Raw genomic sequence first — 13,076 nt, forward strand, 5'->3', positions numbered from 1 at the left:
CATTATATTTTCTACTAGATTTACAAGGAGAGATGATAATGTGAAAACAAAAAAAAAATTGATGTTATTTTGCTTACTTATTTTTGTGTTATTGGTCGGTTGTGATCGAAAAACCCTCGCTTTTAAAGGGGAAAGTACCAATTGGATTGGCACGTACAAATCGACTATAGATGGGGATAACGAAGATGGAGTTTATGTAGTAAAGTACAAGGGGGAGAATCCAGAAAAAATAAAAGTTTTAAATATTATTATTAATGGGGGAGAAACCGACTTCAATGGTGATGGGAAGGCACTAGACCAAAACAAAGAAATATCTTTACCCAATAGATGTACCAATTGTTTAACAACTAGAAATGATAAAAAAATGAAAATTGACATAAAGTGGGACGGTAAAGAGGAAACTATTACGTTAAAAAAAAATGATTAAAAATACTGTTTCAAATTCACTCCATTATTTCTCATAATATCTTTAGTCTAGAACCTTATCTAATACGAAGTTATCTTAAGAAACACATTTTAAACTCAAAGTTAGAGGAGGTAAAAATAAAATGTATAAAAAAATAAAGCTGTTTATGCTTACTTCTTTAGCATTTTTCCTACTTGTCCCATCTGTATTTGCTGATGAAGAAACTAATATAAAGAAAAAAGAAGTAGTCATTTTTAAAGCAAAAGAAATTAGTGATAAAAATGTACTTCTATCAAGAGCAAAGACAGGAATCACTGATAATTCTGAAATGGATGAAAATATGAATACTCTGATGGAAGTGAAAGATAAGAATGGAAAATCGGTACATATTTCCAAAAAAGATGTAAAAATTACAACGCAGAAACTTAAAACCGTAAAAAAAGAAAAGAATACGGTTGTCGAAAGTTATGTTACAACAGTTTTTAGTGAGGCCTCATTTGAAAGAAAAAATGGAGAAATATCTACCTTAGAGTATGATATAGGAAAAGGAGCATTGGACCCAACGCTGTCAGTTTATTCATATTCAAGAGTATATTACAATATTATTATGGTAGGCACTGTTAAACACTATGATTTAGTGAAAGCAACTGGTTATTGGACTTTGCAAGATGCAACAACTGGTATTAAAAATACGAATGTTACTCTCCAACAATATGGATATACCAATGTAGGTGGAAATCGTATAGTTAATGGTAGTCAGAAGTTTGATGTGGGCACTTCCTTTACTGTTAATGCCGATCCCGACTGGGTGCCAGTATTTAAGTATACTGGGTCAGTAGTTAATGCAGTTCAACGTTGCACTATTACGGAAGGATCCAGTTCATGGAGCGCAACTTTTATAAATAATGTTTTTTGAAGTAAGTAGTATTTACAATGATAAATTAGTTTTTCTAATAAATAAACATACTAATCTTTAATATACCGAGAAAGTTTAGTAATAAAAACGGGATAAAACAACATTTGTTGTATTAGTTTTTTAACGCAACAAATGTTGTCTTTATTATTGATACGAGGATCCCTCTTTAATTTAAATTCATTTCATCATATAACATATCCAATTTAAAGATAGTAAGTATTTACATGTCTATAGTCCTAATAAAGGACTATTTTTTATTACCGATTGATAAGCGAATTTATGTAAAACGGACGTGTATAGGTAAGTTGGGGAAGTTAAGTTATATTTTCTCTGTATGGGTAACTTAATTTTCGTTATCCACACATCCAAAATAAAACTTATGTTCCTCTATCCCCTAATCTACATCTACTATCTAGCTATTCTTTTAATCTTTTTGTTTGGTTGTTCTTGAATTTGAACTTTAAGGTCTTGTAAACTCAGCTATCGAGGAATGGACAACGGCTGGAAGGCAGACTAACCCCTTGCAAAAAAATTGAGGTTAAAATCTGCCTTTCCATACAAATAAATGTCTCAGCACTACTGAGTTATGGTATCCGTATGTATATGTCAAAGGTTCTTTAGCTGATTTAACTATGTTTTTTAATCTACGGTTTACTGAAACCAAACTTAAAACGAAATATCAATTACCGGAGTAGTACATTTCACCAATTGATTAAGAGATTATAATTCTTTTTTTTAGTAATTGAAAATGTTACTATTAATCTTTATCGAACCATTAATATCCTTTTTATTAAAAGAGATTGTTCATTTTGGTGAAGAGTTTCTTCCTTATTCATTTTTTAATTCTTTTCATGGTCCTTAACAAGCTTATAAAAGGTTGTCTTTTTTACACCAATTTCTTTAATAGCTCCTACAGCTGTCATTACCCCTGATTTCAATAATTGCAGATTTCAATAAACTCTTCATTTCGTTCGGCTTTTGGTCGTCTAAAAGAAACTCCGTTTAGATGTGCTGCATCAATTCCTTCTCGTTGATGCTTACGAATCCTCCCGTCCCTCTTCAGCCATCCAAGAGAGAATTTACAAAACAAGTCTGCGATAAAGGTACCCAAACAATCTTTATATTGAGTTGTATATAATATAGTCATATATCAAATATAAGTGACCTTTAGCTTGATAGACAAAGAGGATAATTCCACTTGGCTTCAAGCTTTTTTATTGATTAGAAAAATTGATATTAATGTGAGAATAACTCAGATCTTTTTATGTAAAGAAAAAATGATTAAATAGTAATATTTAGTTGTTTAAAGACTAATAAATTTATAGTTGATTAGTTTGGTATAGCATTAAAATTTTATAATATTCAGTAAAAATATTGTAATAAGAATGTAACGAATTTATAATTTTATTTATTTTCAAAATATTAAGAAGGGAATATGAAATTCAGAAAAAAATGGTCAGTTTCTATTTAGAAAATATCAAAATTGAATAAGAGGATGGCTATACACATGAAGAAACATACACTAAGGTTTTTCTTTATTAGGATTTTGTTAACAGTTTTAGTGATTAGTTCAATTCAATTAAAAGCATTTGCTGAAGAATTAACTAGTACGAAAAAAGTTGATGAGACAGTAGTTCAAACAAACTCAGTTGAAAATACTGAACCACAAGTCGGAGAATTAATTGATGAGCGTACGGCTAATACCAAGACATTCTATAATGGCGACGGTAAATACACTGAAAAAGTCTACTTTGAACCTGTAAATATGAAAGAACCAGGAGAAACAAACTTCGAAGAAATTTCTCCGGATTTGGTAAAAGATAATACAACTACAAATATCATAACAACAGAAAATACTGCGATAGATACTGAATTCCTTAAAACAATGTCAAATGGCAAATACGCTAATTTTTCATATAAAGGGCATTCTATGTCATTGTCTCTATTACAGGCTGCGGGAGAAGATAAAACAACATTAAACGCAAGTGATGTTGATGCCAAGTTTGTTGAGAATACGAACAAAATAGTTCATGAAGGTGTTTTTCCGCAAATCGATTTACAAAACTACACTTTTAATCAAAATACAAAAGAAGATTTAGTTTTACACCAATACGATGGTTATCATATTTTTACATTTAATATTCAAACTGACTTAAAAGCGACAATTGATGAAGATGGAAATATTCAAATGAAAGATGACGAAGATAAGAAGATTTTTGAATTGCCGAAACCATTTATGTCGGATTCGAATATTAATGAAGGTTCTGGAGAAGCAGTTACATCTGATAAAGTGAGCTACGATATCGAAGAAATAGATGGTGGATATAAATTAAGGTTAAATGCGGATCCAAACTGGTTAGCAAGTCCTGATCGAGTTTTCCCAGTGTTTATTGATCCGACAACTTCTGTAACGGATTCATCAGATACGTTTGTAATGAGCGCCTATCCAACTACTAATTATTCTAGCACCTCTTCAAAATGGGACTCTGGGCTAGGTGCATATATCTTAAAAATTGGTAATTATGATAGTACTACTGGTACTTGTTATGCATTTTTAAACCAAGGGCTACCAGCAAATCTAACTGGTTTAACGATTACTAGTGCTTCATTTAATGCATACGTAAAACATAGTGCTTCTTCGAGTGCAACAGGTATTTGGTTAGATCGTATTACAGGATCATGGTCTAATTCGTCTGTAACTTGGGATACGAAACCTAGTTCTACAAATATAGCAACTACTACTGTAGGAGAGGGTCAGTGGGCCAACTTCGATATTACAAATACAGTAAAAAGTTGGCTAAGTGGTTCTTTAACTAATTATGGTCTAAAATTACATGAAAACGGAAATGGATCAGCTTATTGGAAAAAAATAATTTCAACTTCAAATTCTGATAACAATCCATACATATCTGTTAACTATACAATTCCTACTCCTGATTCACCAACTGGGAAAGCCTATTCATATGGTGATAGTACTAATTCAGGATACGTTGATTTAAATTGGGATGCAGTTCCAGGTGCTACTAGCTATAAAGTGTTAATTTTCAATGGGAATGATTATGATGAGTTTTCTGTTGGAAATGTAACAAGCTGGAGTACAAAAGGGAGGAAAATTTGGCCATCGCCATCAGAAATCGCAAGTGGAATTTATACATTGCATCATGTCAGTACAGATGGTGGAGTAGAACTACCAAATGATCCATCAGCTTTATATAAAAAGAATGGAAATAAATACCCTACAAATACAAATTATTGGTTTCGAATAAAAGCTATCTATCCATTAGGTGAAAGTGCTCAATCTGACCCACCTTTTAAACCGACGATACCAAATCTGAAATTTGCAGAAATGACCTCTGTTAATAGTTTTACTAGAGGAACAAACGGATATATTGATTTAAGTTGGAAGCCTGTGCCAGGTGCAACTGGTTACAAGTTTTTAATGTATAACGGAAAAGCTTTCGAATCATTAGATATCGGCAATGTGACATCATGGACAACGAAAGATAAAAAGTATTGGCCAAAACCGACAGAAAGTTATGATTTACATTTAGATAACACAAAATCGGGTGATGAACTAGCAATAGATCCATCTATAGTCTATCAAAAAGCAAATCCCAATTATAAACCAAGATATTACGTATTAAAAATTGTTCCATATAATGCTAATGGTGAGACGGTGCAACCTGCAGCATCCTATCCATACATTCCGCTAATCCCTGTACCTAGTCCTCCAACAGGACGAGCTTATACAAATTTAAGTCAAAGTAACTCAGGATACGTAAACTTGAGTTGGGATAAGATTTCGGGAGCAACAGGTTATAAAGTATGGGTTTACAATGGAAAAGACTATGAATCCTATGATGTAGGGGATGTAGATAATTGGACCACACAAAATAAAGGAATTTGGCCGAGTCAATCGGAAATTGATGGTGGCATGAAAAATTTACATCATCCGACTAACCCGGATGATCCTAATTATGGTGGTGTAGAATTACCTCTCGAACCATCTAAACTGTATGCAAAAAATGGGACAACTTATGCAACTAGTCCATACTATTACTTTAGGATAAGTGCATATAATACCCAAGGAGAAACTGTATATTCAACAACATATTTTAGAACAGTAATTGGAGAAGCAGTTCCGTTTTTAGGGACAGAAGACTATTGGTCATTAGTTGATGTACCGTATGGAAAGGTAAATGTTGCGACAGGAAATCTTGTTGTCGATGAAAATGATTTTTCGATTCCAGGTAGAGGACCAGGTCTACATTTAAACAGAACGTACAACAGCTTATCTGAATCAGTTGGGTTATTTGGAACGCATTGGCATTCAGATGTCGAAATGAGTATGGTAACTTCGACAGATCAAAGTAAAGTTAGCTTTAACGATGAAGATGGTACATTACACGTGTTCACGAAAGAGGCGGATGGTTCGTTTAAAGCGCCAACAGGTGTGTACCTTGAATTAACAGAGGATTCAAATATCTATTTGTTAAAGGATACTGATCAATCAACAATCTATTTTTCAAAAACAACCGGACGAATAACACAAATAAAGGACAGGTATGGCAATACGTTAACTTATACGTATGATAGTAATGGAAAATTAACGACAATGACGGATGCATCTAATCGAACATTAACGTTTGAATATAATTCGAGTGGACTCATTTCTAGTGTGACAGGTCCAGACAACCATAAGGTATCGTATACTTACCAGGATGGATTTTTAACAAGTGTTACTCAATCCGCAAGTCAAGTGACTTCTTATGAATATGAAGATGGCAATTTAGTCAAAGTATTTGAACCTAATCACACGGCAGAAAAGCCAGTTATTGATCAATTTGTCTATGATGAAACAAAAAATGTGATTGAACTACTGGATCCAAAACATCAATCGTATCGAATTGATTATGACCAAACAAATCATTTAGTTACATTGACTTCTCCAAAAGGATCGAAAAATCAATATACGTATAATGATGCCGCGAATCCAACAAAAATAATCGAAGATGTGGATGGATTAAACATAACAACGACATTTAATTATGTTGGCAATAATTTAGTCGAAACAACTGACCCAAATGACGAAGGCGCATCTGATCCAACTGAAAAGTATACGTATGATGGAAGTGGGAATATTCTAACTTCTACAGACACTTATGGGACAGAAACCTATAAATACAATCAGAATAATGATAGGACGTCCGTTGTTGATACAGAAGGTGACAAAACAACGATTGCGTATGATGATTTTGACGCTGTATCTGAGACAAACCAAACTGGTAAAACATCATCAATTGCAAATTATCAAAAAGATACAAATGGAAACAGTAACGGGAATCTTTTGGAATCAAGTTACTCGTTAGCCACATCAACAAACTTATTATTGAATAACAGTTTCGAGAATGACCTGACTAGTTGGTCTACTAACAGAACAAATGACACAGGAACACTGACAATTGATTCAATAACAGCAAATGGTCTAACAGGAACCAAATCGTTAAAACTTTCAGCTCAATCGACAAGTAGTGCAAAAGGATTTATAGCAGCTACACAACAATTTGATATTGAAGCTAATAAGCAGTATACACTTAGTGGTTTAATTAAAACGGATGTTTCAAAAGGAAATGCTTTCTTTAATGTTTTAGTGATGGATGCAAATGGCACAGCTGTTTTATGGACAGATAATCGTTATAGTCAAATTACAGGAAAGCGAAATTGGACAGAACGACAATTATCGTTTAAAACTCCTGCGAATGCGAAACTGATTCGTGTATATTTAGAAATTGAACATTATGATCCGACTGCATCTGGTTCAGCGTGGTTTGATCAAATTCAATTGGAAAAGGGTGACATTTCATCAAGCTATAACCCAATTTTAAATAGTAGTTTTAATGGTACACTTACGAATTGGACAGGAACTGGAGGTGCTATTGATACTACCAATGGATTTGAAGATTCTAATTCACTAAAGGTAGAAAGAACAGCAACTACAAATGCAGCCAGTGAATACAAACAAACTTTCATTTTAGGACAAACTTCATCAGATGAGTCTTTTGACATTACTTTAACGGGGCTTTCAAAAGCAGACAATGTTATTAGGAAAGGAACAGTTTCAGATCGTGATTATGCAATTGTTGGAAAAGTAACATATACTGATAACTCAACAAATGAATTTGTAGCTAATTTTCCAATAGGAACGCAGGATTGGAATCGTGCAGCAATCAAAATTCCAGCAATCAAAATTCCAGAAACAAAACGAATCACAAAGATTGAAGTGTCAACTTTATTTAAAGGAAACTATACAGGAACTGTTTGGTTTGATGGATTACGCTTATTAAAAGGTGCTATTGTTACAAAAAATGAATATGAAGATGATGCGAAGAACTATGTTACTAAAAGAGAAGACGAATTAGGGAACACTATATCTGCAACATTTGATAAAAATGGTAATCAAAAAACTGAAACAGATGCAAAAGGCAATACAATAAACTATCAGTATGATTTATCAGATCGACTTTCAAATCTTTCATTAGAGAATGGAACCTCAATTAGTTATAAATACGACCAAAGTGGAAACGTGCTTTCTAAAACAATTGAAGACTATCAAGGAAAGAAGCAAACTTTCACGTATTTCTATGATGCAATTAATGAATTAACAGAAACAGTGGGGCCGCTTAATGAAAAAAGCACAAATGAATATGATGCTGCAGGTAATCTCGTAAAAGTAACTCTACCAAATGGTAACATAATTACAAATGTGTATGATGGAGCAGACCGTATTAAGAGTGTATCTTTTAATGATGAAAAAACTTATGAATATAATTATGATAAAAATGGAAATGAATTATCAGTAAAGTATTTAAGCGAAGGGCGAACAAAATCAAGAACGTTTGATGAAAAAGATCGTGTTATAAAGCAAGAGGATCGTGGAGCGACGCAGGAATGGATTTATCCTATTGAATCAGATGAATTAAGTCAATTTAAAGTTAATCATGATAGTTTTAACCAGCAATTGACTTATCAATATAATAATTTAGATCAAGAAATCTTTGTGAATGATGGTGAACATTCGTATCGTTTTGATTACGATGAACGAGGTAATGTGCGAACGTACACAGCAGGTAATGGCGCAGGTACATCATATAAATTTGATGACCGTGGTAACGTCCAACAAATCGTTGTCGGTAACAAAGATGGGCTTGATATTCTTGATGAAACATATACGTACGATAAAAATGGAAACCGAACAAGTATTGAATATGCAGACGATCAACAGATTTCGTATGAATATGGAAATCTAGATCAATTGAAAAAAGAATCCCTAAAAGATGGGACGATTAAAGAATATACGTATGATGGCTTTGGTAATCGTACAGCTGTTAAAGAAACGAAAAATGGTCTGACAAATGAAACTACTGCGAAATTTAATCTTAACAATCAACTTATTGACTTTGGATCTGTGTCAATTTTATACGATGAAAATGGTAATCGAAAAGAAGATGGAGATTACATTTATAAGTGGAACGAACAGGGGCAATTAGAGTCTATCACAAGGAAAGGTCAAGGTTCACCATTTGCAATCTATCGTTACGATGAATTGGATCGTCGTATAGAAAAAATTGTAGATGGTAACACAACAAAGTACTATTACGATGGAGACAGTATCAACGTATTATATGAAACAGATAATACAGGGGCTGTGTTACGATCGTATATCTATTCAACTAATGGTCAACGCCTAGCGATGAAAACTCAAGGGCAACTATTTTATTACCACTATAACGCTCATGGAGACGTTATTGCATTAACTGATCAATCAGGCCAAATTGTCGCATCTTATGAGTACGATGCTTGGGGAAATGTGATTAAATCTGATGCACAAGGTTTTGCTAATGATAATCCATTTGGTTATGCGGGTTATATGTATGATAAAGAAACAAAGTTATATTACTTGATTGCAAGATATTATCAACCTGAAACTGGAGTATTCTTATCACTTGATCCGGAACCTGGAGAGCAAGATGACGTTATAACTCAAAATGGTTATACTTATGTAAGCAATAATCCAATTAATCTTGCAGATTGTGACGGAAAAGCTAACCAACAAATAGGTCCAAATGAAGGCGGTGGAGGCGGTGCCTACCGCGGCCCAAGTAAAGTTAAAACCTATAAACCAAAACTTCCTAAACCGAGCAATAAAGTTAAAGGATCAATAAAGCCGATTAAGAGTGTCAAGTTAGGTAATTTACCCGCAAAAGTACAAGAAATGTATGGTAAATATAGTAAAAGTGGTTGGAAAGGAAACGTAAGTGGTCAGACAAAGGGAACAAAAGCTGGAGGGAAATATGAAAATGATAATTTAAAACTCCCATCAAAAACAAAAAGTGGTAAGCGTATTACTTATAAAGAATTTGATGTTAATAATAAAAAAGCAGGTCAAAAACGAGATGACAAGCGATTTGTAAAAGGAAGTAATGGTAAAATTTACTACACGCCAGATCATTATGGTACATTCCAACTAATACAATAGAAAGAATCGTTTTATACTAAGTATAAAAATCTGTACTAATATTATTTGAGATTTTGAGCCATGTATTTCAATAGAAAGTGAGATGAGTAAATGAAAAATAAGATTATTAAAGTAGACTTCAATGAAATGTTAAAGTTGAAAAAGGAACTTAGTCTTGTTGATTCTTTGTTGTTAGTAGAACTAAATGGCAAAAATATTCATTCTTGGGAGGATTATATAGAACAAATTGAGAGGGAATTTGACTTTCCCACAACTTGTATAGATAGTATGGACAGATATTTAGATTGGATAAGGGATTTAGATTGGATTGAAAAAGATAGTTTCGCAATAGTAATATACAACTATAATGATTTTTTAAGTTCAGAATTAGAACTTAAGAATAAAATAATTAATAGATTTAAAAATACTATACTGCCTTTTTGGGAGGAGGAAGTTGTCTATACTATGGTAGGAGGACAAGTGAAGTCCTTTAATGTCTACCTAGTAAATTAGTTTTTGTTAACATTATATAGAATAAATTATTTCTTATATCGATATGTTCTTTAAAGTGTTTATTACTAAACTAAAAAACCTTAATAGAGTATAATCAGACCCTAAAAAGTAGAGATGCAAAAAAATGAGTTATTTCCTTTTGTGATAAATCACGAATATATTCTCAGAATTTACTATTCTTTAAAACTTAGGACAAACTTATCAGAGTTTGTCCTTTTTCCACTATTTTTGATTAACTCTTTATAGTTTATCCGAAAAATATGGAAAAGCACGCACTAGAATGCTTCAGATGTGAGATATAGAATGAAACTAGTTTCTTCCTATTATTCATATTATAAATTAGACCTATCCTTAAACTCTTTTATAAGTTTGTAAAAAACGGGTGGCACATTCTCACCTAATTCAAAAAATGGTAAAAAATTAAAAGAAACTAAACTAAAATTAAATAATGTAGATACTTTAACTAATGGTCAGAGAGTTTATTTGTTTTTAGATAAATTTAATGGTCCTCGGATTAACAGGCGGCTATATTCCATTAGGGGCTTATCAAGGGAAATTCATAATAGATTCAGGAAAAGTTTCACGTATGAAGAATATCGAAAATGATTGGGAAGAAAATGATACTTTTAATTTAGAAGAGTTTAAATCAAAAATAAAGTAAGTGTACCAATTCAAAAATATATAGTATCTTATGTTTAAGATTAATTTAATCTTCTCGTTCTTAGAAAGTTTAAAATATAGGGAGGGTAATATGAGTAAACTTTGGAAAGTTATTTCAGCTTGTGCCTTATTTATCATTTTGTTAGTTATTAGTGTAAATGCAATAAGTGCTAATAATAATGATGATTATTCCTCCATTAAAAAATTTGCATGGGAAAGTTTAAGTGTTGATCAACAAAATGAAGTTACAGAAGATTGGAAGGAAGCAACCGTCAAAAAGACTAAGCTTGAAAAAAAATATGGACTATTTGATGAAAAATACATTAATAAAAAAGTATATGCGGTTACCTTTAAAGTAGATGGAAATTCTCTTCTTGGCGATATTACAGCATATGTCTCTTTAAATAAAAAGACATTTATCGGAGTAGCTAATAGAGAATAATAAAATTAATTAAAATTGAAAGTAGCCTTACCATCTGTAAGAGCTACTCTTTTTCTATCTGTAAATAAATAATGTTAAAAATAATAATCACATTATTTTACCGATTAAAAAGATTTACGAATATATCACCAATATTTGCAAAAGAAAATGCCTTCTTATGCAACCCCCATGGTAGTTTAATAAGAAGCAATAGCAAAAGGAACTTCCTTAAAGGAAGTTCCTTTTGTTATTGCCGATAAGGTCCATGATGTAAACTATCGTTGCATGCTTTATTCATTGAAAAATCCCTATATAAATAGTACTTTAAGAGAATCACTTTATAATTGGTTTTGGTTAATACCATTATTTTCAAAAAATACCAAAAATTAGAAACTTTCAGTTGGTAGAGTTGGATATTAGTGTTATCATAGATTATAGTAAGACAAATACATAGCAAGTGGAGAGGATTATATTTATGAAAAAAAAAGCGTTGTTCACATTTTTTTTAGCTCCATTACTATTATTTAGTTCTACTACATTAGCTTCAGCAGCAGAAAACACTTCTGCAGAAAGGCCAATAAACCATATTAGCATTAGCAAAAATGTATCAATCCAAGCAGCAGATAGAGTTTGGATAGACGATTTACTTTATATTTCTCAATATGACGGCGGAGCTACTAAATACTTTGAAAAGACAGTAGATGGTACAAGATATCGTGGTTATTTATCAAAATATAAACAAGCTGGTTTTTATCAGTATTATCAAGGGTATTTATATCGTGAAGGCATACCTTATCCAATTCCATCAGTTGTAAAACCAATTAGCTTATAATAATAAACTATTAGCTCTTGAAAACCTGCTTATTTAAGTAAGTTTCAAGAGCTTTTTTTAATTAACTTGTATTCTCTTAAATTCAAGTTAATTAATTCATTATTTCAAAAATTAACGGGATGTGATTATATGATTCTATCAGTCAATCAAATTCATAAATCGTATAGAAAAGAAAAAGTATTAACTGGGATATCATTTAAAATAGAAAATCCGCAAATCGTTGCTCTCGTAGGTCCTAATGGTTCTGGTAAATCTACACTTCTAAATACCATTACCAACCTTTTAACTGCTGATGAAGGTGAAATTTTTATACTTGGGAAAAGCAACAAAGATCCAGCAATTTTTCGTGAAATTTCTTTTATGCAAGATAATTCGGTCCTTTATGATTATTTAACTGGGTATGATCATCTTCAATTCATTGGAAATGTACAAGGTATTAAAAGAAAACAACTTATGGAAACAGCAAAAAGAGTAGGTATTGAGGGTTATTTGAACAAAAAGGTCGCTTATTACTCGCTTGGGATGAAGCAACATTTACTTTTGACATTGGCTATTGTTAATCAACCTAAATTACTTATTTTAGATGAGCCACTAAACGGACTTGACCCTACAAGTGCAATTAAAGTGCGTGAATTACTATTACAGTTAGCAGAACAAGGAACTTCCATTCTTCTGTCCTCACATAACCTAGCAGAAATCGATCGAGTTACTTCACATGTCCTATTTCTAAAGAATGGAGTACTTATAAATGAGGAACTTTCAATAAGTACCGAAGAACGTTATAAAAAGATATTTTTTGAAGAGGGGTGATTA

8 protein-coding genes are annotated in these 13,076 nt (G+C 32.2%); all 8 read left to right on the forward strand.

The window, feature by feature from the left end:
• The first annotated feature begins 40 nt into the window (after positions 1 to 40).
• The gene (locus tag ACSBO6_RS09710) at positions 41 to 427 is read left to right on the forward strand and encodes a hypothetical protein (protein ID WP_498844565.1); all 387 of its coding nucleotides are present in this window, start codon (positions 41 to 43) and stop codon (positions 425 to 427) included.
• Between the two features lie 121 nt (positions 428 to 548).
• Entirely contained in the window at positions 549 to 1,322 is a 774-nt protein-coding gene (locus tag ACSBO6_RS09715; protein WP_498844566.1) for a hypothetical protein, read from the forward strand.
• A gap of 1,507 nt (positions 1,323 to 2,829) precedes the next feature.
• Positions 2,830 to 9,858, forward strand: a complete 7,029-nt coding sequence (locus ACSBO6_RS09720; protein WP_498844567.1) for a DNRLRE domain-containing protein — start codon at positions 2,830 to 2,832, stop codon at positions 9,856 to 9,858.
• Positions 9,859 to 9,948: 90 nt separating this feature from the next.
• Complete coding sequence (locus ACSBO6_RS09725; protein WP_498844568.1) at positions 9,949 to 10,350, forward strand: barstar family protein; 402 nt, start codon at positions 9,949 to 9,951, stop codon at positions 10,348 to 10,350.
• A 502-nt stretch (positions 10,351 to 10,852) separates the two neighbouring features.
• Positions 10,853 to 11,011 carry a hypothetical protein gene (locus tag ACSBO6_RS09730; RefSeq protein ID WP_498844569.1) on the forward strand — a complete coding sequence of 53 codons (159 nt, stop codon included), beginning with the start codon at positions 10,853 to 10,855 and terminating at the stop codon, positions 11,009 to 11,011.
• A 90-nt stretch (positions 11,012 to 11,101) separates the two neighbouring features.
• The gene (locus tag ACSBO6_RS09735; protein WP_498844570.1) at positions 11,102 to 11,452 is read left to right on the forward strand and encodes a hypothetical protein; all 351 of its coding nucleotides are present in this window, start codon (positions 11,102 to 11,104) and stop codon (positions 11,450 to 11,452) included.
• A 454-nt stretch (positions 11,453 to 11,906) separates the two neighbouring features.
• A complete protein-coding gene (locus tag ACSBO6_RS09740) occupies positions 11,907 to 12,263 on the forward strand; it encodes a hypothetical protein (RefSeq protein WP_498844571.1) in 357 nt (118 codons plus the stop codon).
• 129 nt (positions 12,264 to 12,392) lie between these two features.
• On the forward strand, positions 12,393 to 13,073 hold the full coding sequence (locus tag ACSBO6_RS09745; RefSeq protein ID WP_498844572.1) for an ABC transporter ATP-binding protein: 681 nt from the start codon (positions 12,393 to 12,395) through the stop codon (positions 13,071 to 13,073).
• Positions 13,074 to 13,076 lie beyond the last annotated feature (3 nt).

Source organism: Bacillus sp. AL-1R (genome assembly GCF_052180195.1).
In the GTDB taxonomy this organism is placed as follows: Bacteria; Bacillota; Bacilli; order Bacillales; family Bacillaceae_G; genus Gottfriedia.

What these genes read in the sequence shown, in the direction of transcription:
- ACSBO6_RS09715 (WP_498844566.1), top strand. Translation starts at nt 549, where the DNA reads ATGTATAAAAAAATAAAGCTGTTTATGCTTACTTCTTTAGCATTTTTC.
- ACSBO6_RS09720 (WP_498844567.1), top strand. Translation starts at nt 2,830, where the DNA reads ATGAAGAAACATACACTAAGGTTTTTCTTTATTAGGATTTTGTTAACA.
- ACSBO6_RS09725 (WP_498844568.1), top strand. Translation starts at nt 9,949, where the DNA reads ATGAAAAATAAGATTATTAAAGTAGACTTCAATGAAATGTTAAAGTTG.
- ACSBO6_RS09730 (WP_498844569.1), top strand. Translation starts at nt 10,853, where the DNA reads ATGGTCCTCGGATTAACAGGCGGCTATATTCCATTAGGGGCTTATCAA.
- ACSBO6_RS09735 (WP_498844570.1), top strand. Translation starts at nt 11,102, where the DNA reads ATGAGTAAACTTTGGAAAGTTATTTCAGCTTGTGCCTTATTTATCATT.
- ACSBO6_RS09740 (WP_498844571.1), top strand. Translation starts at nt 11,907, where the DNA reads ATGAAAAAAAAAGCGTTGTTCACATTTTTTTTAGCTCCATTACTATTA.
- ACSBO6_RS09745 (WP_498844572.1), top strand. Translation starts at nt 12,393, where the DNA reads ATGATTCTATCAGTCAATCAAATTCATAAATCGTATAGAAAAGAAAAA.